The following is a 21312-nucleotide window of genomic DNA, read 5'->3' as shown; positions in this document are numbered from 1 at the left end:
TCAGTCCACGTGGTAGTTCGGTGCTTCCTTCGTGATCTGCACGTCGTGCACGTGCGACTCGCGCATGCCCGCCGCGGTGATCTGGACGAATTCCGCCTTCTCGTGCAGCTCGTCGATCGTGCGGCAGCCGCAGTAGCCCATGCTCGCGCGCACGCCGCCGACCAGCTGGAACAGGATCGCGTTGACCGAACCCTTGTACGCGACGCGGCCTTCGATGCCTTCCGGCACGAGCTTGTCGATGTTCGCCGAGTTGTCCTGGAAGTAGCGGTCAGCCGCGCCGTCCTTCATCGCACCGACCGAACCCATGCCGCGGTACGACTTGTACTGGCGGCCCTGGTACAGGAACACGTCGCCCGGCGCCTCTTCGGTGCCCGCGAACATGCTGCCCATCATCACCGCGTTCGCGCCGGCCGCGAGCGCCTTCGACACGTCGCCCGAGAAGCGCACGCCGCCGTCGGCGATGCACGGCACGCCGGTGCCCTTCAGCGCCTCCGCGACGTTCGCGATCGCGCTGATCTGCGGCACGCCGACGCCCGCGACGATCCGCGTCGTGCAGATCGAGCCCGGGCCGATACCGACCTTGACCGCGTCCGCGCCGTATTCGACGAGCGCCTTCGCGGCGGCGGCCGTCGCGATGTTGCCGCCGATCACCTCGACGTGCGGGAAGTTCTGCTTGACCCAGCGCACGCGCTCGAGCACGCCCTTGCTGTGGCCGTGCGCGGTATCGACGACGATCACGTCGACGCCGGCCTGCACCAGCAGTTCGACACGCTCTTCGTTGTCCGGGCCGACGCCGACCGCCGCGCCTGCGCGCAGCTTGCCGTGTTCGTCCTTGCACGCGTCCGGGTGCTCGGTCTGCTTCGTGATGTCCTTGACGGTCATCAGGCCGCGCAGCTCGAACGCGTCGTTGACGACCAGCACGCGCTCGAGGCGGTGGCTGTGCATCAGCGCCTTCGCTTCGGCGAGCGGCGTGCCTTCCTTGACCGTGACGAGGCGCTCGCGCGACGTCATGATCGACTTGACCGGCTCGTCGAGGCGCGTTTCGAAACGCAGGTCGCGGTTCGTGACGATGCCGACGAGCTGCGGGCCTTCGACGACCGGGAAGCCCGAGATGCCATGCTGGCGCGACAGCGCGATCACGTCGCGCACCTTCATTTGCGGCGGCACCGTGATCGGGTCGCGGACGACGCCCGACTCGAAACGCTTGACCTTCGCGACTTCGCGGGCCTGCTCGGCCGGCGTGAGGTTCTTGTGGACGATACCGACGCCCCCCTGCTGCGCCATCGCGATCGCGAGGCGACCTTCGGTGACCGTGTCCATCGCGGCGGACACGAGCGGCATGTTCAGGGAGATGTTGCGGGTCAGCTTGGTCTTGAGGCTGGTGTCGCGCGGGAGAACGTCGGAGAAGGCGGGAACGAGGAGCACGTCATCGAAAGTGAGTGCTTTTTGGATCAGACGCATGGCAAATCCTATGGGCGCAAAAGCGAATTATACGCGAAGCGCCGTGATTTTTCACAACACGAACAACGGCTTAGCCGGTTTCGGCGGTTCGGGGGCCGAATCGTTCGGATCGCCGTTCGGTTCGTTTTCGATCGACTTTCGTTTCACCGCTGCGTCGAGCCATTCGCGCCGCCGGCGGCCGGACGGCACGTGCGCGTGTCGCGGCGAGGCGACACGGGCGCGACGGCGGCGGCCGCGCACGGCCCGGCGACCCGCGCGCCGAAGCGGCTTGCCTGCCCGACCTCACGCCAGACCGGCCGCACGGGCGGTCATCGCGATGCCGCCCGCCACCGTCCCGCAACCGACGATCCACGCGACGCGCCAGCCGGCAGGCGCAACGCGTTCGGCGGCGATCGCGACCGTCACGGCGGCCATCACGCGCAGGTCCATCATGCCGGCCACCAGCGCGACCGCCATCAGATTCCCGCAACACGCGCCGCATCGGATCGCGGCGTGCACGCCGTACCGCCATGCCGTGACGGCTGCTGCCCGTGGCCGATGCACGTCGTGCGCCGTCGGGTGCCGGCAGCACGCGAGCCGCCGCGCCTTCCACCCGGAAAATTGCAACGCGCCCGCGGCCAGCACGACGGCGCCGGCCACGAACGGCATCGCCCCGGCGAGCGCCGGCAGACGGGCAGCGGCCGCCGTCAGCGCAGCGCCGGCCGGCAACACGAGCGCCCCGAGCACCATCCAGACCGAGAAATATCCCGCCCCCGCGACGACGACGAGCCAGGCCGACCGCGCCGCCGCCCGTGGGCCGATGCGCCGCCGGTAATGCCAGAGCTGCGGCGCGAGCACCGGCAGCATCATCGTCACCGTCATCGCGCCCCACATTCCGGCGAAGGCCGCGAATGCGCGGCCGGCGCCCTGGCCGCACGGCCGCAGCCATACGGCCGAAGCCATCCAGCCGCCGGGCATCGGTTCGCCGCCCATCGCACCCATCGACGCGTGCTGCGCCAACGTCGCCATCGCGGCGAGCGCGAACACGGCGGTGGCCGCCACGCCGAATGCCCGCGGATCGGGGGCCGCCTCGCCGGTTGCCGTTCGCGTCATCGCGCGCTCCCGCCCGTGGCCGGCCCGCTCAGCCACGCGCGTATTCGTCGTGACGGCGCCACCACGGGCCGGCCTCGTTGCGTCCGCGCGGCGCGCGATCGAGCCACTGATACATCCCCCACAATCCGTCGAGGCCGCGCGCGTAGGTCGAATACGTGTGATAGACGGCGCCGTCCTCGCGCACGAACGCGCTCATTCCCGGCCGATCGAGCGCATACGTGACCGGATCGGTGCCGCACGTGGCCGCGAACTGCACGACGGGCGCCGGCGGCGGATCCATGTCCATCGCATGGCCGGCCTTCGCATAGTTGTATTCGACGTCGCCCGCGCGCTGCTGCGCTTCGGTGAACGACACGTTGAAATCGAAGTTGAAATCGCTGCCGACCGACGACGCCCACGGGAACGTCCACCCCATCCGCTGCCGGTACGCGAGCAGTTTCGCGAGCGGCGCGCGCGACACGGCCGCGAGCGTCACGTCGTGATGCGCCAGATGCACGGCAAAGCCGTCGAAGCCGTCGGCGAGCGCGGAGCACGACGGGCAGCCCGCCTTGTAGTCGGGGCCGAACATGAAGTGATAGACGAGCAGTTGCGAACGGCCGCCAAACAGGTCGTCGAGCGTCGCCTGCCCTGCTTCGGTGTCGAACCGGTAGGTCTTGTCGACGCGCACCCACGGCAGCGCCTGGCGCTGCCGCGCGAGTTCGTCGCTGTGCCGCGTCAGCGCCTTTTCCGCGTCGAGCAGCGCGCGGCGCGCGGCCAGCCATTCGTCGCGGGTGCCGGTGAGATGGGTCGTCATGGTGGGGTCCTCCTTCCGATGGGTGTCCGGGCACGGCGTACGGGCCGTGTGCGTGGTGCTAGATTAGTGGCGGGCATCGGACCGAAGGGAGTGACAAGTGTGTCGGGATTCGAATGGATTCGCTGATCACGGCGGCCGCGCACGCGCTCGCGGCCGGTGACGCGCTCGGCGCGCTGAACCGCGTCGCGCTGCGCGACGATGCGCCGGCACTCGCGCTGCGCGGGATCGCGCTGGCGCAGCTCGGCGATTTCGAACGTGCACGGTCGCTCGTGCGCGGCGCCGCACGCGCATTCGGCGCGAAGGAAGCGGTCGCACGGGCGCGCTGCGTCGTCGCGGAAGCGGAAATCGCGCTCGCGTCGCGCGACCTGCGCTGGCCGACGCGCGCGCTCGACGCGGCCTGCGCGACGCTCGACGCGCATGGCGACCGCGCGAACGCCGCGCATGGCCGCTATCTCGGCGTCCGCCGCTTGCTGCTGATCGGCCATCTCGACGAGGCCGAGCGGCTGCTCGCGCATCTCGACCCCGCGCCGCTGCCGCCCGCGTCGCGCGCCGCCCATGAATTGATCGCGGCCGGCATCGCGATGCGCCGCATCCGCACGCACGCGGCCCGCGCGGCGCTCGACCGCGCACGGACAGCCGCCCGCGCCGCCGGCATCGCCGCGCTGGCGGCCGAGGTCGACACCGCGGCGCGCGTGCTCGACGCACCGGCCGCGCGGCTCATCGCGCGCGGCACGTCGCGGCTCGTGCCGCTCGACGAAGTCGAGACGCTGTTCGAGTCGAATGCGCTCGTCGTCGACGCGTGCCGCCACACGGTGCGCGATGCGCGCACGACCGTGTCGCTCGCGCGACGCCCGGTGTTGTTCGTGCTCGTCCGTGCACTTGGCGAGGCCTGGCCAGCCGACGTGTCGAGAAATGCGCTCGTCGCCGCCGCGTTCCGCGCGAAACAGGCCGACGAATCGCACCGCGCGCGGCTGCGTGTCGAGATCGGCCGGCTGCGCGCGGTGCTGCGCCCGCTCGCGAACGTCGTCGCGACGCCGCGCGGCTTCGCGCTCGAACCGCTCGGCGTGCGCGAAACCGTCGTCCTCGCGCGGCCGGTCGACGATCGCCATGCGGCCGTACTCGCGCTCCTCGCCGACGGCGAAGCGTGGTCGAGCTCCGCGCTGGCGCTCGCGCTCGGCGCGAGCCAGCGCACCGTGCAGCGCGCGCTCGATGCGCTCGCGCAAACCGGCAAGGTGCAGGCACTCGGCCGCGGACGCGCGCGCCGCTGGCTCACGCCGCCGCTGCCCGGATTCGCGACGACCTTGTTACTCCCGCTTGCGCTGCCGGGCGATTAGGATGGCCTCATCGAACGACGAGGTGACGAACATGAAGCGCTCCACCGCAGACATCCTTCACGAGTACGGCCCGTTTCCGGGCGTCGACGGCGTGCACGGCGTCACGTTCGACGGGCGGCACGTGTGGTACGCGTCCGGCGACAAGCTGAATGCGCTCGACCCCGAGCGCGGCACGATCGTCCGCTCGCTCGACGTCGCCGCGCACGCGGGCACGGCGTTCGACGGCCGCCACCTGTTCCAGATCGTCGAGGACCGCATCGAGAAGATCGACCCCGAATCGGGCCGCGTGCTCGCGACGATTCCGGCGCCCGGCGGCGGCGCCGATTCGGGGCTCGCGTGGGCGGAAGGCACGCTGTGGGTCGGCCAGTACCGCGAGCGCAAGATTCATCAGGTGGATCCGCAATCGGGCGCCGTGCTGCGCACGATCGAGTCGAACCGCTTCGTCACCGGCGTGACGTGGGTCGACGGCGAGCTGTGGCACGGCACGTGGGAAGCCGACCGCAGCGACCTGCGGCGCATCGATCCGCGCACGGGCGAAGTGCTCGAGCAGGTCGACATGCCGCCCGGCGTCGGCGTGTCGGGCCTCGAATCCGATGGCCGCGACCGCTTCTACTGCGGCGGCGGCAACAGCGGCAAGCTGCGTGCCGTGCGCCGCCCGACGCGCACGGATGCTGCCGGCGACGGCACGCGGCCAACCCCCGATTCGGCGGACGAATGATTCGCCGCCCGCCGAAGCCGCGTGACGGCCGCACCCGGCCGCGAGTGCAGGAATGAACAAGACGCCGCCGCGCCGGCATCGCTAAGATGCGCGCACCTCAGTCATTCGTTCGGAGCGGTCGATGCAGCGCGGCGTGGTGTACGGTGTCCTGGCAGGCGCCCTGTGGGGCATGGTGTTTCTGGTTCCGCGGCTGCTGACCGATTTCTCGCCGCTGCTGCTGAGCGCCGGCCGCTACACGATGTACGGCCTCGTGTCGCTCGCGGCCGCGCTGCCGGCCGCCCGCTCGCTGCTCGATCGGCTGACCCGCGCGGATCTCGTCGCACTGGTGAGGCTCGCCGTCATCGGCAACGTCGCGTACTACATGCTGCTGTCCGGCGCCGTGCACCTGATCGGCATCGCGCCCAGTTCGCTGATCGTCGGCGTGCTGCCGGTGACCGTCACGCTCGCGGGCCTCGGCGACCACGGCGCAATGCCGCTGCGGCGGCTCGCCGCCCCGCTCGCGCTTGTGATCGCGGGCATCGTGTGCATCAACGTCGATCTGTTTACGTCCGAAGCCGCGCACGCGACGACGCTCGCCCAGAAGCTTGCGGGTATCGCCTGCGCGGCGGGCGCGCTCGCGAGCTGGACCTGGTATGCGGTGGCAAACACACGCTACCTGCAGCGCCATCACCGCTTCGGCGGCAACGAATGGTCGGTGCTGTGGGGTGTCGTGACGGGCCTGATCGGCGGGCTCTGCTGGCTGGCGATCCTCGCGCTGCCCGCCGGGACGGTACAGGCGGCCGTCCCCGCCTCGCGCTGGCAATTGTTCTGGCTGCTGAACCTCGTGCTTGCGATCGGTGCGTCGTGGCTCGGTAACGGACTGTGGAATGCCGCGTCGAAGCGGCTGCCGCTCACGCTGTCGGGCCAGTTGATCGTGTTCGAAACCGTGTTCGCGATGCTGTATGCGTTCGTGTACGACCAGCGGATGCCGCGCGCACTCGAGATCGCCGCGCTCGTGCTGCTGCTCGCGGGCGTATACGGCTCGGTGCGACGGCACGGCGACACGCCGGGCGGCGCGCCCGCAAACGCAAACGCCGCGGCCCACTGAGCGCCGCGGCGCTTGATCAGATCAATCGGAACGAAAAGCGCGTCAGCGCGCGTCCTTGTGCATCCACTTGCGGCCCTCGATCGAGCCGTCGCGGCGCGATTTGTCGACACGCCGCTGGCGTGCGAGCTTCGGATCGACGATCAGCGGACGATAGATCTCGACGCGGTCGTGATCGACGAGCGGCGCATCGAGCGGCGCGAGCTTGCCGTAGACGCCCGTCTTCGCGTGCGCGAGATCGATCTCCGGGTGCAGCGCGAGCACGCCGCTCGCGTCGATGGCCGAGCGCACGGTCGCCCCTTCGGGCAGCGACAGCGGAATCAGCGTCTGGCGGTCCGGCAATGCGTAGCAGACTTCGATCGACAGCATCGCGTCACCCCTTTCCGTACCGCTGGTCCGCGCGCTTCACGAACGAATCGACGAACGTGTTCGCGATGTGGCTGAACACCGGCCCGATGATCTTTTCGAGCAGGATGCTCGAAAATTCGTAGTGCAGCGCGAATTCGATCTTGCACGCATCGGCGCGCAGCGGAATGAAGCGCCACGAACCCGTGAACTTCTTGAACGGCCCGTCCGCGAACTCCATGTCGATGCGGGTCGGGCGCTGCTGCGTGTTGCGCGTCGCGAAATGCTGCTTGATGCCCTTGAAGTTGATGTCGATGCGCGCTTCCATTCCGCTCTCGTCCTGACGGCGAATCTCGACACCGCCGCACCAGGGCAGGAAATTGGGGTAGTCGGCCACGTCGGTGACGAGGTCGAACATCTGTTCCGCCGAATGGCGAATCAATACGGTTTTCTGGACATCTGCCATAAATCGCGCGGCATCGCTGAAAGTGGAAACGCCAAGCCGGGCAATTGCCGCCCCGCTTTGCTAAAATCGTGATTTTAAACGAGTTGGCCCAATCCTTTCATGAGCATCATCGACAACAGGAAAGCGCACTTCGATTATCACATCGAGGAACGCTACGAAGCGGGGCTCGTGCTGGAGGGCTGGGAAGTCAAGGCGCTGCGCGCCGGACGCGGCCAGATCAAGGAAGGCTACGTCGTGGTGAAGAACGCCGAGATCTTTCTGATCGGGACCCATATCAGTCCGCTGCCCGAGGCTTCGACGCACATCAAGCCCGACCCGGTTCGCACGCGCAAGCTGCTGCTGCACCGCGAGGAAATCAAGAAACTGATCGGCAAGGTCGAGCAGCGCGGCTACACGCTCGTGCCGCTGAACTTCCACTACAAGGGCGGCCGCGTGAAGTGCGACATCGCACTCGCGAAAGGCAAGAAGCTGCACGACAAGCGCGAAACCGAAAAGAAGCGCGACTGGGAACGCGAGAAGGCGCGCATCATGCGCGCCGGCACCTGACGCCCACCGCATTCATCGCACACGACACGGCCCGCTCGAAGCGGGCCGTGTTGCTTTGGACCTGGTGAATCGCACCGGCCGGTCGCGCGGCTGCGCGACGATTCGCCGCACGACGACGCGCACGCGGCAGCCGCGCGCGCGTCGATGTCGGCTCAGCCCTTCGCGCCCGACGCCGCGCCCGCGCTCTTGACGATCGTCAGCGCCGACGAGATCGCGGTGCCGAGATCCGACAGGTTCGACGGCACGATCAGCGTGTTGCCCTGCTTCGCGAGATTCGCGAACGCGCCGACATACTGCTCGGCGACCTTCAGGTTCACGGCATCCATCCCGCCTTGCGACTGGATCGCGCTCGCGATCTTCTGGATCGCCTGCGCGTTCGCCTCGGCCACCGCCAGAATCGCGGCGGCTTCGCCCTGCGCCTGGTTGATCGCGGCCTGCCGCTCGCCTTCGGACTTCTGGATCGCTGCTTCGCGCGCACCCGACGCGAGGTTGATCTGTTCCTGCTTGCGGCCTTCGGAGGCGGCGATCAGCGCGCGCTTTTCGCGCTCGGCGGTGATCTGCGCCTGCATCGCATGCAGGATTTCCTTCGGCGGCGTCAGGTCCTTGATCTCGTAGCGCAGCACCTTCACGCCCCAGTTCGCCGCGGCCTGATCGAGCGCCGACACGATGTTGTGGTTGATGAAATCGCGTTCCTCGAACGTCTTGTCGAGTTCGAGCTTGCCGACCACCGAGCGCAGCGTGGTTTGCGCGAGCTGCGTGATCGCCAGCACGAAGTTGCTCGACCCGTACGACGCCTTCATCGGATCGGTCACCTGGAAGTACAGCACGCCGTCCACCTGCAACTGCGTGTTGTCGCGCGTGATACAGACCTGGCTGGGCACGTCGAGCGGAATTTCCTTCAGCACGTGCCGGTACGCGATCCGATCGACGAACGGCAGCACGATATTGAGGCCGGGCGACAGCGTCGCGTGATAGCGCCCGAACCGCTCGAGCACCCATGCATGCTGCTGCGGCACGATCTTCACCGTCTTCGACACGATCACGATCGCGATGACGAGCAGGACAACCCAGATGATCAGCGAATCCATGAAATATTCCCTCCTTGTTGTATTGGCGGACGATCAGCCCGCGGGTTTCGCCACGACCACGAGACAATTGCCGCGCACGGCGCTCACCTGGTACACGTGCGCATCGTCGCGCTCGCCGTGCGCGAGCTCGACGTCCCAGTCGGCGCCGCGATACTGCACGCGCGCGCGGCCGTCACGCCACGCGTCGACCGTGACGGTCGAGCCGATATCGAGATTGACGTCGGGATTCGCCGACGTGTCGCGCTTCTGCTTGCGGCCGAGCCCCGACCGGCGCAGCACGACCATCGCGACGATCGCCACCGCGGCCGCCGCGCCGAACTGCACGTGCGGCGCGAAGCCGGCCAGTTGCAGCAAGCCGCCCGCGAGAAAGCCGAGTGCGATCATCAACAGATAGAACGTACCCGTCAGCAACTCGGCGACGACCAGCACGCCTACCCCGACCCACCAGAACAGATGCCCCGACATCATTGTGGTCTCCAGAAAAACGCCCCCGATGCTCACTATATTCGCCGCGCTTGCAACTGTACGAAGCGGTCGGCGCGCCAGGGGCGGCCGGCGCGTACCGACGAAAAAAAACACCCCGGTGCTTACCGGGGTGTTTATAGCATGAACCTTGCATTTTGCCTTCAACGAAAGCGCGGTGGACCGCCCTTTCGCCGAAGTTGCATGACGGATCGTTACTTCCGGTTGGCGAGCGCCTGCCACGTATCGATGATCGTGTCCGGGTTCAGCGAGATCGACGCGATGCCTTCGTCGGTCAGCCATTGCGCGAAATCCGGGTGATCGGACGGGCCCTGGCCGCAGATACCGACGTACTTGCCCATCTTGCGGCAGGTATCGATCGCACGCTTCAGCAGGAACTTGACGGCCGGGTCGCGTTCGTCGAAGTCGACTGCGAGCAGTTCCATGCCCGAATCGCGGTCGAGGCCGAGCGTGAGCTGCGTGAGGTCGTTCGAGCCGATCGAGAAACCGTCGAAGTGTTCCAGGAACTCTTCGGCGAGGATCGCGTTGGTCGGGACTTCGCACATCATCACGAGGCGCAGGCCGTTTTCGCCGCGCTTCAGGCCGAACTTCTCGAGCAGGCCGACGACGCGCTCCGCCTGCTTCACGGTCCGCACGAACGGCACCATGATCTCGACGTTGGTCAGGCCCATCTCGTCACGCACGCGCTTCAGTGCACGGCATTCCATCTCGAACGCCTGCGCGAAGTCGTCGGCGATGTAGCGCGACGCGCCGCGGAAGCCCAGCATCGGGTTTTCCTCGTCCGGCTCGTAGCGCGAACCGCCGATCAGCTTCTTGTACTCGTTCGACTTGAAGTCGGACAGACGCACGATCACGGGCTTCGGATAGAACGCCGCCGCGATCGTCGCGACGCCTTCCGTCAGCTTGTCGACGTAGAACTGACGCGGCGACGCGTGGCCGCGCGCGACGCTCTCGACCGCCTTCTTCAGATCCTGGTCGATGTTCGGGTACTCGAGAATCGCCTTCGGGTGCACGCCGATGTTGTTGTTGATGATGAACTCGAGACGCGCGAGGCCAACACCACCGTTCGGCAGTTGCGAGAAGTCGAACGCGAGCTGCGGATTGCCGACGTTCATCATGATCTTGACCGGGATTTCCGGCAGTTCGCCGCGCTGCACTTCCGTGACTTCCGTCTCGAGCAGACCGTCGTAGATCTTGCCTTCGTCGCCTTCCGCGCACGACACGGTGACGAGCGCGCCGTCCTTCAGGATGTCGGTCGCATCGCCGCAGCCGACCACCGCCGGCACGCCGAGCTCACGCGCGATGATCGCCGCGTGGCAGGTGCGGCCGCCGCGGTTCGTGACGATCGCCGCCGCGCGCTTCATCACCGGCTCCCAGTTCGGGTCGGTCATGTCGGCCACCAGCACGTCGCCCGGCTGCACGCGTTCCATTTCCGACGGATCCTGGATCACGCGCACGGGGCCCGCACCGATCTTCTGGCCGATCGCACGGCCCGTCGCGAGCACCTGCGACTGACCCTTCAGCTTGAAGCGCTGCTCGGCCTTGCCGGATGCCTGGCTCTTCACCGTTTCCGGGCGTGCCTGCAGGATGAAGATCTTGCCGTCGCGGCCGTCCTTGCCCCACTCGATGTCCATCGGACGCTGGTAGTGCTTCTCGATGATGACCGCGTACTTCGCGAGCTCGATCACGTCTTCGTCGGTGATCGAGTAGCGGTTGCGCTGCTCGTGCGGCACGTCGACCGTCTTCACGCGGCCCGGCTCGCCCGGCTGCGTGAATTCCATCTTGATCAGCTTCGAGCCGATCGAGCGGCGGATGATCGGATACTTGTCCTGCGCGAGCGTCGTCTTGAACACGTAGAACTCGTCCGGGTTCACCGCGCCCTGCACGACGGTTTCGCCCAGGCCGTAGCTCGACGTGATGAACACGGCGTCCTTGAAGCCCGATTCGGTATCGATCGTGAACATCACGCCGGCGGCGCCGACGTCCGAGCGGACCATGCGCTGCACGCCGGCCGACAGCGCGACTTCGGCGTGCGTGAAGCCCTTGTGCACGCGGTACGAGATCGCGCGGTCGTTATACAGCGACGCGAACACGTGCTTCATGCGGTCGAGCACGTCGTCGATGCCGACGACGTTCAGATACGACTCCTGCTGGCCCGCGAACGATGCGTCGGGCAGGTCTTCCGCGGTCGCCGACGAGCGCACGGCGAACGACAGCTCGCTCGGCGAGCCGTTCTTCAGCACTTCGAACTGCGCGCGGATTTCCTGCTCGAGGCGCGGCTGCAGCGGCGCGTCGACGATCCACTTGCGGATTTCGGCACCGGCTTCGGCGAGCGCCTTCACGTCGTCGATGTCGAGCGACTCGAGACGCTTGGCGATGCGATCGGTGAGGTCGTTGTGCTTGAGGAAATCGCGGAATGCGAGCGCGGTCGTGGCGAAACCGGTGGGTACGCGAACGCCTGCTTCGGAAAGCTGGCTGATCATCTCGCCGAGCGACGCATTCTTGCCGCCCACGATTTCCACATCGGTCATCCGCAACTGCTCGAACGGAATTACATACGCCTGGTCCTTTGCGACGTTTGCTGCGTTAGTCATACAAGCCCCTAAGTGTGAAAAAAATGCTCGATCGCGCAAGTGGGCTCGAACGCGGGCGCTTGCAAAAAGGCGCGGCGCGTCTTGCGCAACCTGTTAGATAAGCACTCGCAGCGGCGAAAATGTTCCGACCCGATTTGCAAAAATCCCGGCAGAAGGGCGATATTTGCAGACAAATCGCCAGACTTGCCGGGAATTCTGGAATCGTGCGGCCCAGCTACGGGCCGCCGTTCGCGCCCCGCCCCGCAATTGCTTATCCAACAGGTTGCCGCTATTCTACCGTGCCGGCTGCCGGATGTGGCGCGACCTTGTCACTGCGTGTGGAGGCGAACCTCCAGCGGTCCGCGCAACCGCCCTTCACGCTCGACGTCCAGATTCATGCTGCCTACCGTATTCATCGTCTCCGACGGCACCGGGATCACTGCCGAAACCTTCGCGCACTCGATCCTCTCCCAGTTCGACCAGAAATTCCGCCTCGTGCGCGTGCCGTTCGTCGACTCGCTCGACAAGGCCTACGCGACCGTTGAGAAAATCAACGAGGCCGCCGTGCACGACGGCCGTCGCGCGATCGTGTTCACGACGCTCGTGGACAGCGAGTCGAACGACATCGTCAAACGCTCGAACGCGCTCGTGCTCGACATGTTCCAGCGCTTCGTCGAACCGCTCGAGCAGGAACTGGAGCTCAAGTCGAGCCACGCGATGGGCCGCGGCCACCAGAACGCGGACACCGAGGAATACAAGACGCGGATCGAGGCGATCAACTTCTCGCTCGCGCACGACGACGGCCAGTCGAACCGCAACCTGTCGGAGGCCGACGTGATCCTGGTCGGCGTGTCGCGCAGCGGCAAGACGCCGACGAGCCTGTACCTCGCGATGCAGTACGGCGTGAAGGCCGCCAACTATCCGCTGATTCCGGAGGATTTCGAACGCGGCAAGCTGCCGTCGGCGCTGGCGCCGTACAGCGAGAAGCTGTTCGGGCTGTCGATCGACCCGCAGCGCCTGTCGGAGATCCGCAACGAACGCCGGCCCGGCAGCAAGTACGCGGCGCCCGAGAACTGCCGCTACGAGATCAACGAGGCCGAGGCGATGATGCGCCGCGAGGGGATCAAGTGGCTGTCGTCGACGCACAAGTCGATCGAGGAAATCGCGACGACGATCCTGCAGGAAATCCGCCTCGACCGGCAGTCGTACTGAGCGCGGATGCGCGGGCGGCTGTCCAGCCGCCGCCGAAAGCAACAAGGCCGCGTCGAACGCGGCCTTGTTTCGTTTTACGGTAATTCATTGCGCGCGTGCGGCGTCACGCGGGCCGCTGCTGCCGCACCTGCTCGAACAGGCACACCGCGGCGGCGGCCGCGACGTTCAGCGACTCCATCCCGCCCGGCTGCGGAATCGTCACACGATGCGTGGCCGCGTCGCGCCAGAATGCCGACACGCCGGCGCCTTCGTTGCCGAACACCCATGCGACGGGCCCCGACAGATCGCAGTCGTAAACCGCGCGCGCGCCGTGCGAATCGGTCAGCGCGACCGGTACGTCGAGGCGTTCGGCAAGCGTCGCGGCTTCGACGTCCTCATGGATCGACAACAGGAAATGCGCGCCCATGCCCGAGCGCAGCACCTTCGACGACCACGCATAGGCCGTCCCCGGCGCGCAGAACACGTGACGCACGCCGGCCGCCGCCGCGCTGCGCAGGATCGAGCCGACGTTGCCGGCATCCTGCACGCCGTCGAGCACGACCGACGTATGCGTCACGCGCGCGGGCAGCGGGTGCGCCGGCCGGTCGACCAGCAGCAGGAAGCCGACGCCGTTGACGACGTTCGACAACTGCCCGAACAGCGCGTCCGGCAGCGAGACGACCCGCTGCGCGTCGATGCGCGCGACGATCGCCTGCGCCTCCGCGTGGCCGAGCGCACCTTCGGTCGTGACGCACAACTCCGGCGTCGCGCCCGTATCGAGGTACGCGCTCGCGAGATGGAAACCTTCGAGCAGCGCCTGGCCGCTGCGGCGCTGCTGGGGCGTCGAACCCGCGAGCGCCTTCAGGCGCTTGTACAGCGGGTTGTCGCGGGAAGTGATGCTTTTCATCGAATCAGATCGAGCGCCGCACGAACCGGCGCGAACGAGCGCCGGTGCGCTTCGCACGGGCCGTGCTCGCGCAGTGCGGCAAGATGTTTCGCGGTGCCGTAGCCTGCATGTACGTTGAAGCCGTACACCGGGAAGCGTTCGTGCAGGTCGACCAGCATGCGGTCGCGCGTGACCTTCGCGAGGATCGACGCGGCCGAGATGCTCGGCACGAGCGCGTCGCCGCTGACGATCGCCTCGGCGCGCACGCTCAGCGTCGGGCAACGGTTGCCGTCGATCTGCGCAAGCGTCGGCAGCACCGACAGGCCTTCGACGGCCCGCTTCATCGCGAGCATCGTCGCGTGCAGGATGTTCAGCGTATCGATCTCGTCGACACTCGCCGACGCGACGCAATACGCGTGCGAACGCGCGACGATCAGTTCGTACAGCATGTCGCGCTTCTTCGCGGACAGCGCTTTCGAATCGTCGAGCCCGTCGATCGGCCGAGCCGGATCGAGGATCACCGCGGCGGCCACCACCGGCCCCGCGAGCGGGCCGCGTCCGGCTTCGTCGACGCCGCAGACGATCTCGTCCGGGCGGCTGAAATCGAAACCGCCCTGCACGTCGGCCGACGCGCGGCGGCGTGGCGCACGGACTGCGGTCATGCGCGCCCCTTACGTTGTTCGAGCACGCGCACGACGGCCTCGGCCGCCTTCGCGGCCGTGTTCTGCCGCAGCGAAAGATGCATTTCAGTGAACACTTCGGTCAGCGTGCGGCGGTTCGCGTCGTCGCGCAGCTGCGTGAGCGTCGCATCGGCGAGCGCCTCGGGCGTCGCGAAATGCTGCAGCAGCTCGGGCACGACGAAGCGCCCCGCCAGGATGTTCGGCAGGCCGACATACGGCAGGTAGCCCTGCCGGCGCATGATCTGCCCGGTCAGCCAGGGCACCTTGTACGAGATCACCATCGGCTTTTTCAGCAGCGCGGCTTCCAGCGTGACGGTGCCGCTCTTCACGAGGATCGCGTCGGCGGCCGTCATCGCGACCTGCGAACGGCCGTCGGTGATCGTCAACGCGAGCTGCGGATGCGCGTCGACGAGCGGCTGCAGCAGTTCGCGCAGCGCGGGCGTCGCGGCCGGCATCACGAACCGCACGCCGGGCTCGCGCTGCTGCATCAGCGCCATCGCCGCGAAGAACGTCGGGCCGATCAGCGCGATCTCCGAGCGCCGGCTGCCCGGCAGCACCGCGATCACGGGGCCGTCGGCCGGCAGGCCGAGCGCAATGCGCGCGCCGTGCGTATCGGGTTCGAGCGGGATTTCATCGGCGAGCGGATGACCGACGTAGGTCGATGCGACGCCGGCCTTGTCGAGGATCGCCGGTTCGAACGGGAACAGGCACAGCATGTGGTCGACGGATTTCGCGATCTTCTTGATCCGGCCGCCGCGCCACGCCCAGATCGACGGACACACGAAGTGGATCGACGGGATGCCCGCGTCGCGCGCGGCCTGTTCGACGTTGAAGTTGAAATCGGGCGCGTCGACGCCGATGAACGCGTCCGGCCGCTCGGCGAGCAGTTGGCGCTTCAGTTCGCCCCGAATCCGCAGGATCTCGGGAATCTGGCCCAGCGCCTCGACATAGCCGCGCACGGTCAGCTTGTCCATCTGCCAGTGCGAGTCGAAGCCCTGCGCGATCATGCGCGGCCCGCCGATCCCGTAATACTGGGCCGATTCGGGCAGCCGCTCGCGCAGGCCGCCGAGCAGCGAGGCCGCGAGCAGGTCGCCCGACGGTTCGCCGGCCACCATCGCGAGCCGGAGCTGGTTGGTCGGAAGCGGCATCGCTTAGCGGATGATGCCGCGTTGCGACGCGTCGATGAACTCGACGAGCGCCTTCACCGGTGCATCGCCGTCGCCGCCCGCTTCCGCGAGCTCGCGCAGTTGCACCTTCGCTTCCTCGAGCGACAGGCTGTTCTTGTACAGCACGCGGTACGCGCTGCGCAGCGCCGAGATCGCGTCGGCCGAGAAGCCGCGCCGGCGCAGCCCTTCGACGTTGATCCCGTGCGGCTCGGCCTTGTTGCCCGCCGCGATCACGAACGGCGGGATGTCCTGCACGAGCGCCGACGCGCCGCCCAGCATCGAATGCGCGCCGATGCGCACGAACTGGTGCACGCCCGACATGCCGCCGATGATCGCAAAGTCGCCGATCTCGACGTGGCCGGCCATCTGCGCGTTGCTCGACAGGATCACGTTGTTGCCGACGCGGCAGTCGTGGCCGATGTGCACGTAGGCCATGATCCAGTTGTCGTCGCCGAGCGTCGTCACGCCGACGTCCTGCACGGTGCCCGTGTGGATCGTCGTGAATTCGCGGATCGTGTTGCGGTTGCCGATCACGAGCTTCGTCGGCTCGTCCTTGTACTTCATGTCCTGCGGACGCCCGCCGACCGACGCGTAATGGCCGATGCGGTTGTCCTCGCCGAGCGTCGTATGGCCTTCGATCACGCTGTGCGAGCCGATCGTCGTGCGCGCGCCGATCGTGACGTGCGGGCCGACGATCGCGTACGGGCCGATCTCGACCGATTCGTCGATCTGCGCGCCCGGCTCGACGATCGCGGTAGGATGAATCCTGGTCATGCGCCGTTGCCTCTCGATATCATGTGTCGCGTTGCTCGCGTTATGTTGCCCATGCGTGCCGCGTCGCTCAGGGCGCCGCGTCGGCCGTCTTGACCGTGCACATCAGCTCGGCTTCCGCCGCGACCTTGCCGTCCACCTCCGCCACCGCCTTGAACTTCCAGATGCCGCGGATGTAGCGCTCGAACGTCACGTTCAGGATCAGCTGGTCGCCCGGTTCGACCACGCGCTTGAAGCGCGCGCCGTCGATCCCGACGAAGTAATACAGCGTGTTCTCCGGATCCTTCGGCTGCTCTTCCGAGAACGTCAGCAGCGCCGCGGCCTGCGCGAGCGCCTCGAGGATCAGCACGCCCGGCATCACCGGCCGCTTCGGGAAATGCCCCTGGAAGAACGGCTCGTTGATCGACACGTTCTTCAGCGCTTTGATCCCTTTGTGCGGTTCGAGTTCGAGCACGCGGTCGACGAGCAGAATCGGGTAGCGATGCGGCAGCAGCGTGAGGATCTTGTGGATGTCGAGATTGATTTTTTCAGTGCTCATGATGGTTCGTCTCACGCAGAGGCTGCGCGGTGGTGATGCAAAGGCTGAAGCGGGCCGCCGCGCGGCCCAGTCTGACGAACCGGGCCGGTTGCGCTGGCCGTGCCCGGTTCATGGTCTCGCATGATGCGCTCAGACGTGGGTGCCGCCCTGGGCGGCGAGCGCGGCTTCGAGCGCCTTGATGCGCTCGCGCAGCTTGTCGAGGTTGCGCACGAGCGCGGCGCTCTTGTTCCACTCGCCGTGGTCGACGGCCGGGAACGCGCTGGTATAGATGCCGGCCTTCGGCAGCGACTTCGATACGCCCGACTTCGCGGTGATGATGACATAGTCGCCGAGCGTCACGTGGCCGGCGATCCCGGCCGCGCCGCCGATCATGCAATGGCGGCCGATCGTCGTGCTGCCCGCGATGCCGGCGCTGCCGGCGATCACCGTGTACGCGCCGATCCGGCAGTTGTGGCCGATCTGGACCTGGTTGTCGATCTTCACGCATTCCTCGATGACGGTATCCGCCATCGCACCGCGGTCGATCGTCGTGTTCGCGCCGATTTCGACGTCCGGGCCGATCGTCACGCCGCCGACCTGCGGAATCTTGACCCAGCTGCCGGTGCGCGCGTCGCCGTCGCCGACGAAATCCGGCGCGAAGCCGAAGCCGTCGGAGCCGATCACGGCACCCGCATGGACGATCGCGCGCGGGCCGATCTTGCAGCCGTGGTACACCGATGCGTTCGGATAGAAGTGCGAGCCGGCGCCGATCGTCGTGCCGCGGCCGACGAATACGTTCGCGTCGAGCTGCACGCCGTCTTCGATCACCGCGCCGGCCTCGACCGTCACGTGCGGGCCGATCACCGCGGTCGCGGCGACCTTCGCGGCCGGATCGATCGTCGCGCTCGGATGCACGCCGGCCGCGCGCGGCGGCGTGGCGAGATCGATGAACATCTGCGCGACGCGCGCGAAGTACGCGTACGGATTCGGCGTCACGATGAAGTTGCGACCCTTCGCGGCCGCGCCCAGCTTTTCCAGATCCTTCGGCGCGATCAGCACCGCGCCGGCGCGGGTCGTTTCGACCTGCGACAGGTACTTCGGGTTCGCGAGGAACGCGAGCTGCTGAGGGCCTGCCTGGTCGAGCGGCGCGAGGCCGCCGACCGTGCACTGTGCGTCGCCGGCGATCTCGCCGCCGAACCGCTTTACGAGTGCCTCAAGCGTCAATGCCATTCGTCGTCTGCTCCGTTCAGTTCGTCGAGCCGGACGCGAGCGCCTTGAGCACCTTGTCGGTGATGTCGATGCGCGGGCTGACGTACACGGCTTCCTGCACGATCAGGTCGTAATTCTGCTGTTCGGCGATCTGCTTGATGACCTTGTTCGCCCTTTCCAGCACGGCCGCCAGCTCTTCGTTGCGCCGCTGGTTCAGGTCTTCGCGGAACTCGCGCTGCTTGCGCTGGAAGTCGGTGTCGAGCTGCGCGAGATCGCGCTGCTTCTGCGCGCGATCGGCCGCCGACAGCGACGTGCCGTTCTTGTCGAGCGAATCGGACATCGACTTCAGACGGGCCGCCAGGTCCTGCAGATCCTTGTCACGCTTCGCGAACTCGGCTTCGAGCTTCGTCTGCGCCGCCTTCGCGGGCGCCGACTCGCGCAGGATCCGATCCGAATTGACCGCCGCGATGCGGGCGACGTCCTGTGCGTGCACCGTTGCCGCGCCCAGGGCCAGCGCAACGGTCAGCGCGCACATCACTCGTTTCGAAAACTTACCGGTTAGCAAAATTACCCTCTCGTTGCTGTTGTCATGCGTTCGGTCAGAACGCCGTCCCGATCTGGAACTGGAATTTCTGGTACTGGTCGCCTTCGTGCTTCTGCAGCGGGAAGCCGAGGCTCAGCTTCAGCGGGCCGATCGGCGAGATCCACGCGAGACCCACACCATAGCCGTAGCGCAGGCCGTTGGCGCCCGTACTCGTGCCGCCCGGCGCATTGCCCCACACGTTACCGCCGTCGAGGAACGTGAACACGCGCAGCGTACGGTCGTAGCCGGTGCCCGGCAGCGGGAACGTCAGCTCGATGTTGCCGACCAGCATCTTCGAACCGCCGATCGGATCGTTCGTCTTCGTGTCGCGCGGGCCCAGCGAGCTCGGCTCGTAGCCCCGCACGGAGCCGATACCGCCCGCGTAGTAGTTCTTGAAGATCGGGTACGGGTTGCCGATACCGTTACCGTAGCCGCCTTGCAGGTTCAGGCCCAGGATGAAGCCGCGCGAGAACGAATAGTAGTACTGCGCCTGCAGGTCGGCCTTGTAGTACTGGATCTTGCCGACCGGCACGCCGTACTCCATGTTCGCCTGCGTGAAGTAGCCGCGGCTCGGAATCAGCGCGCTGTCACGCGCGTCGCGCGACCATGCCACCGTCAGCGGCACCGTGTTCGACACGCGGCCGAACTCGTTCACGTAATCCTGGTAGCTCTGCGGCGTGTTCGAATCGACGTCGAGGCGGTTCTGTTCGAAGCCCGCGCCGAAGTAGACGGTGTCGACTTCCGAGAACGGAATGCCGAACTTCAGGTTGCCGCCCGCGCTGATGATCCGGAAGCTCGAGCTCGTCGAATAGTAGAGCGGCTGGTACGTGCGGTAGTACACGTCGGTGATCCGCTTGATGCCGTCGACCGTGAAGTACGGATCGACCTGCGTGACGGTCAGCGTGCGGTAGCTCTTCGCGGTGTTGACGTTCACCGACAGGCTCGTGCCCGAACCGAACACGTTGTCCTGCGACACGCCGGCCGACAGCACGACCTTGTCCGTCGACGAGAAGCCGGCGCCCAGCGTGATCGCGCCGGTCGGTTTTTCGTCGACCTTCACGTTCACGTCGACCTGATCGTTCGTGCCTTCGACCGGCACCGTCGTCACGTCGACGTTGGTGAAGTAGCCGAGGCGGTTCACGCGGTCCTTCGACAGCGCGAGGCGGTTCGAGTCGAACCACGAGCTTTCGAGCTGGCGCATTTCGCGGCGCACCACTTCGTCGCGCGTACGCGTGTTGCCGACCACGTTGATGCGGCGCACGTACACGCGGCGGCTCGGATCGACGACGAGGTTCAGGTTCACCTTGTGGTTCGCCTGGTCGATGTCCGGCTGCGCGTTGACGGTCGCGAATGCGTAGCCGTATTCGCCGAGCTTGTCGACGATCGACTTGGTGGTCTGCTGCAGCTTTTCAGCCGAGAAGCGGTCGCCCGGCTTGATCTTGATCAGCTTGTTGAGTTCGGCCTCGCGATCGAGCAGGTTGCCCGACAGCTTGATGCCCGACACCGTGTACGGCTCGCCTTCGTGCAGCGTGACCGTCAGGTACATGTCCTTCTTGTCCGGCGAGATCGATACCTGGGTCGACTCGATGTTGAACTCGAGGTAACCGCGGTTCAGGTAGTACGAGCGCACGGCCTCGAGGTCGCCCGTGAGCTTTTCCTTCGAGTACAGGTCGTTCTTCGTGTACCAGGAGAACCAGTTCGGCGTCGACAGCTGCATCTCGTCGCGCAGCGTGCTCGTGCTGAACGCCTTGTTGCCGATGAAGTTGATCTGGCGGATCTTCGCGCTCGGGCCTTCGGCCACCGCGAACAGGATCGACACGCGGTTCGCGTCGACCGGCGTGATCGTCGTCTTGACTTCGGCCGCATAGAAGCCGCGCGTCAGGTACTGGCGCTTGAGCTCCTGCTCCGCCTTGTCGACGAGCGCCTTGTCGTAGTAGCGGCCGTCGGCGAGGCCGACCGCACGCAGCGCCTTCGTCAGGTTGTCCTTGTCGAATTCCTTCGTGCCGGTGAAGTCGATCGACGCGATGGCCGGCCGCTCCTGCACCTGCACGATCACGACGTTGCCCTGCGTGGCGACGCGCACGTCGTTGAAAAAGCCCGTCGCGTACAACGCGCGGATTGCTTCGGATGCCTTGTCGTCCGTGAAGGTATCGCCCTGCTTGATCGGCAGATAGGCGAACACCGAACCCGCTTCGACGCGCTGCAGCCCCTCGATCTTGATGTCTTGCACCACGAACGGTGCCGCTGCATGCGCCGCGAGGCCGTGCGCGGCGAGCGCGGCCGCTGCAACTGTCTTAGGTACAAAGCGATGAGGTTTGAACAACAT

Annotated in this window: 21 protein-coding genes; 5 read left to right on the top strand and 16 right to left on the bottom strand. The window is 66.9% G+C overall.

Annotated features, from left to right (window positions below; genetic code table 11):
- From guaB to KPB06_RS14280, 3 genes are all read right to left on the bottom strand, one after another.
- A complete protein-coding gene (guaB, locus tag KPB06_RS14290; RefSeq protein WP_275906115.1) occupies positions 1-1461 on the bottom strand; it encodes an IMP dehydrogenase in 1461 nt (486 codons plus the stop codon).
- Positions 1462-1743: 282 nt separating this feature from the next.
- A complete protein-coding gene (locus KPB06_RS14285; RefSeq protein WP_089464907.1) occupies positions 1744-2553 on the bottom strand; it encodes a DUF2182 domain-containing protein in 810 nt (269 codons plus the stop codon).
- Positions 2554-2581: 28 nt separating this feature from the next.
- Positions 2582-3346, bottom strand: coding sequence for a DUF899 domain-containing protein (locus KPB06_RS14280; RefSeq protein ID WP_059573712.1), 765 nt, complete (start codon positions 3344-3346; stop codon positions 2582-2584).
- Positions 3347-3459: 113 nt separating this feature from the next.
- Between KPB06_RS14280 and KPB06_RS14275 the strand changes: the two genes are divergently transcribed.
- The 3 genes from KPB06_RS14275 (at position 3460) to KPB06_RS14265 (ending at position 6485) form a co-directional block, all read left to right on the top strand.
- The gene (locus KPB06_RS14275) at positions 3460-4680 is read left to right on the top strand and encodes a helix-turn-helix domain-containing protein (RefSeq protein ID WP_089464908.1); all 1221 of its coding nucleotides are present in this window, start codon (positions 3460-3462) and stop codon (positions 4678-4680) included.
- Between the two features lie 31 nt (positions 4681-4711).
- A complete protein-coding gene (locus KPB06_RS14270) occupies positions 4712-5398 on the top strand; it encodes a Vgb family protein (protein WP_059573731.1) in 687 nt (228 codons plus the stop codon).
- A 121-nt stretch (positions 5399-5519) separates the two neighbouring features.
- Entirely contained in the window at positions 5520-6485 is a 966-nt protein-coding gene (locus tag KPB06_RS14265) for a DMT family transporter (RefSeq protein WP_059573710.1), read from the top strand.
- A gap of 42 nt (positions 6486-6527) precedes the next feature.
- Here KPB06_RS14265 and KPB06_RS14260 read toward each other — a convergent pair whose 3' ends face one another.
- Together KPB06_RS14260 and KPB06_RS14255 are read right to left on the bottom strand one after the other, a co-directional pair.
- Positions 6528-6851: an RnfH family protein gene (locus KPB06_RS14260; protein WP_050012887.1), complete on the bottom strand. Its 324-nt coding sequence runs from the start codon at positions 6849-6851 to the stop codon at positions 6528-6530.
- A 4-nt stretch (positions 6852-6855) separates the two neighbouring features.
- Complete coding sequence (locus tag KPB06_RS14255; RefSeq protein ID WP_006483809.1) at positions 6856-7293, bottom strand: type II toxin-antitoxin system RatA family toxin; 438 nt, start codon at positions 7291-7293, stop codon at positions 6856-6858.
- Between the two features lie 99 nt (positions 7294-7392).
- On the opposite strand from KPB06_RS14255, the gene smpB reads away from it, so the two are divergent.
- Entirely contained in the window at positions 7393-7839 is a 447-nt protein-coding gene (gene smpB, locus KPB06_RS14250) for an SsrA-binding protein SmpB (RefSeq protein WP_006478511.1), read from the top strand.
- Between the two features lie 152 nt (positions 7840-7991).
- On the opposite strand, the gene KPB06_RS14245 is transcribed toward smpB, so the two are convergent.
- The 3 genes from KPB06_RS14245 to ppsA form a co-directional block, all read right to left on the bottom strand.
- Positions 7992-8927 carry an SPFH domain-containing protein gene (locus KPB06_RS14245; protein ID WP_059573709.1) on the bottom strand — a complete coding sequence of 312 codons (936 nt, stop codon included), beginning with the start codon at positions 8925-8927 and terminating at the stop codon, positions 7992-7994.
- Between the two features lie 33 nt (positions 8928-8960).
- Complete coding sequence (locus KPB06_RS14240) at positions 8961-9395, bottom strand: NfeD family protein (RefSeq protein ID WP_059573708.1); 435 nt, start codon at positions 9393-9395, stop codon at positions 8961-8963.
- A gap of 209 nt (positions 9396-9604) precedes the next feature.
- Positions 9605-12004 (bottom strand): phosphoenolpyruvate synthase, encoded by a 2400-nt coding sequence (gene ppsA, locus KPB06_RS14235; protein ID WP_059573707.1) that lies wholly within the window; start codon positions 12002-12004, stop codon positions 9605-9607.
- A gap of 375 nt (positions 12005-12379) precedes the next feature.
- Between ppsA and ppsR the strand changes: the two genes are divergently transcribed.
- Positions 12380-13195 (top strand): posphoenolpyruvate synthetase regulatory kinase/phosphorylase PpsR, encoded by an 816-nt coding sequence (gene ppsR, locus KPB06_RS14230; RefSeq protein WP_011549549.1) that lies wholly within the window; start codon positions 12380-12382, stop codon positions 13193-13195.
- Positions 13196-13298: 103 nt separating this feature from the next.
- On the opposite strand, the gene KPB06_RS14225 is transcribed toward ppsR, so the two are convergent.
- The 8 genes from KPB06_RS14225 to bamA form a co-directional block, all read right to left on the bottom strand.
- Positions 13299-14081 carry a TrmH family RNA methyltransferase gene (locus tag KPB06_RS14225; RefSeq protein ID WP_059573706.1) on the bottom strand — a complete coding sequence of 261 codons (783 nt, stop codon included), beginning with the start codon at positions 14079-14081 and terminating at the stop codon, positions 13299-13301.
- Entirely contained in the window at positions 14078-14722 is a 645-nt protein-coding gene (gene rnhB / locus KPB06_RS14220) for a ribonuclease HII (protein ID WP_059573705.1), read from the bottom strand. Before rnhB ends, KPB06_RS14225 begins: the two co-directional genes overlap by 4 nt.
- Complete coding sequence (gene lpxB, locus KPB06_RS14215) at positions 14719-15888, bottom strand: lipid-A-disaccharide synthase (protein WP_059573704.1); 1170 nt, start codon at positions 15886-15888, stop codon at positions 14719-14721. The genes rnhB and lpxB overlap by 4 nt, the downstream gene beginning before the upstream one ends.
- A gap of 3 nt (positions 15889-15891) precedes the next feature.
- A complete protein-coding gene (gene lpxA / locus KPB06_RS14210; protein WP_059573703.1) occupies positions 15892-16680 on the bottom strand; it encodes an acyl-ACP--UDP-N-acetylglucosamine O-acyltransferase in 789 nt (262 codons plus the stop codon).
- 67 nt (positions 16681-16747) lie between these two features.
- On the bottom strand, positions 16748-17215 hold the full coding sequence (gene fabZ, locus KPB06_RS14205; RefSeq protein WP_006402657.1) for a 3-hydroxyacyl-ACP dehydratase FabZ: 468 nt from the start codon (positions 17213-17215) through the stop codon (positions 16748-16750).
- Between the two features lie 129 nt (positions 17216-17344).
- Positions 17345-18424, bottom strand: a complete 1080-nt coding sequence (gene lpxD / locus KPB06_RS14200) for a UDP-3-O-(3-hydroxymyristoyl)glucosamine N-acyltransferase (protein ID WP_059573702.1) — start codon at positions 18422-18424, stop codon at positions 17345-17347.
- A gap of 16 nt (positions 18425-18440) precedes the next feature.
- Entirely contained in the window at positions 18441-18938 is a 498-nt protein-coding gene (locus tag KPB06_RS14195; protein ID WP_048248617.1) for an OmpH/Skp family outer membrane protein, read from the bottom strand.
- Positions 18939-19002: 64 nt separating this feature from the next.
- Positions 19003-21312 (bottom strand): outer membrane protein assembly factor BamA, encoded by a 2310-nt coding sequence (gene bamA / locus KPB06_RS14190; protein ID WP_059573701.1) that lies wholly within the window; start codon positions 21310-21312, stop codon positions 19003-19005.

The organism is Burkholderia semiarida (genome assembly GCF_029268935.1).
In the GTDB taxonomy this organism is placed as follows: Bacteria; Pseudomonadota; Gammaproteobacteria; order Burkholderiales; family Burkholderiaceae; genus Burkholderia; species Burkholderia semiarida.
Note: the sequence above shows the minus strand (reverse complement) of the source record. Positions and strands in the feature narration are given on the sequence as shown.

What these genes read in the sequence shown, in the direction of transcription:
- guaB (WP_275906115.1), bottom strand. Translation starts at nt 1,461, where the DNA reads ATGCGTCTGATCCAAAAAGCACTCACTTTCGATGACGTGCTCCTCGTT.
- KPB06_RS14285 (WP_089464907.1), bottom strand. Translation starts at nt 2,553, where the DNA reads ATGACGCGAACGGCAACCGGCGAGGCGGCCCCCGATCCGCGGGCATTC.
- KPB06_RS14280 (WP_059573712.1), bottom strand. Translation starts at nt 3,346, where the DNA reads ATGACGACCCATCTCACCGGCACCCGCGACGAATGGCTGGCCGCGCGC.
- KPB06_RS14275 (WP_089464908.1), top strand. Translation starts at nt 3,460, where the DNA reads ATGGATTCGCTGATCACGGCGGCCGCGCACGCGCTCGCGGCCGGTGAC.
- KPB06_RS14270 (WP_059573731.1), top strand. Translation starts at nt 4,712, where the DNA reads ATGAAGCGCTCCACCGCAGACATCCTTCACGAGTACGGCCCGTTTCCG.
- KPB06_RS14265 (WP_059573710.1), top strand. Translation starts at nt 5,520, where the DNA reads ATGCAGCGCGGCGTGGTGTACGGTGTCCTGGCAGGCGCCCTGTGGGGC.
- KPB06_RS14260 (WP_050012887.1), bottom strand. Translation starts at nt 6,851, where the DNA reads ATGCTGTCGATCGAAGTCTGCTACGCATTGCCGGACCGCCAGACGCTG.
- KPB06_RS14255 (WP_006483809.1), bottom strand. Translation starts at nt 7,293, where the DNA reads ATGGCAGATGTCCAGAAAACCGTATTGATTCGCCATTCGGCGGAACAG.
- smpB (WP_006478511.1), top strand. Translation starts at nt 7,393, where the DNA reads ATGAGCATCATCGACAACAGGAAAGCGCACTTCGATTATCACATCGAG.
- KPB06_RS14245 (WP_059573709.1), bottom strand. Translation starts at nt 8,927, where the DNA reads ATGGATTCGCTGATCATCTGGGTTGTCCTGCTCGTCATCGCGATCGTG.
- KPB06_RS14240 (WP_059573708.1), bottom strand. Translation starts at nt 9,395, where the DNA reads ATGATGTCGGGGCATCTGTTCTGGTGGGTCGGGGTAGGCGTGCTGGTC.
- ppsA (WP_059573707.1), bottom strand. Translation starts at nt 12,004, where the DNA reads ATGACTAACGCAGCAAACGTCGCAAAGGACCAGGCGTATGTAATTCCG.
- ppsR (WP_011549549.1), top strand. Translation starts at nt 12,380, where the DNA reads ATGCTGCCTACCGTATTCATCGTCTCCGACGGCACCGGGATCACTGCC.
- KPB06_RS14225 (WP_059573706.1), bottom strand. Translation starts at nt 14,081, where the DNA reads ATGAAAAGCATCACTTCCCGCGACAACCCGCTGTACAAGCGCCTGAAG.
- rnhB (WP_059573705.1), bottom strand. Translation starts at nt 14,722, where the DNA reads ATGACCGCAGTCCGTGCGCCACGCCGCCGCGCGTCGGCCGACGTGCAG.
- lpxB (WP_059573704.1), bottom strand. Translation starts at nt 15,888, where the DNA reads ATGCCGCTTCCGACCAACCAGCTCCGGCTCGCGATGGTGGCCGGCGAA.
- lpxA (WP_059573703.1), bottom strand. Translation starts at nt 16,680, where the DNA reads ATGACCAGGATTCATCCTACCGCGATCGTCGAGCCGGGCGCGCAGATC.
- fabZ (WP_006402657.1), bottom strand. Translation starts at nt 17,215, where the DNA reads ATGAGCACTGAAAAAATCAATCTCGACATCCACAAGATCCTCACGCTG.
- lpxD (WP_059573702.1), bottom strand. Translation starts at nt 18,424, where the DNA reads ATGGCATTGACGCTTGAGGCACTCGTAAAGCGGTTCGGCGGCGAGATC.
- KPB06_RS14195 (WP_048248617.1), bottom strand. Translation starts at nt 18,938, where the DNA reads ATGTGCGCGCTGACCGTTGCGCTGGCCCTGGGCGCGGCAACGGTGCAC.
- bamA (WP_059573701.1), bottom strand. Translation starts at nt 21,312, where the DNA reads ATGTTGTTCAAACCTCATCGCTTTGTACCTAAGACAGTTGCAGCGGCC.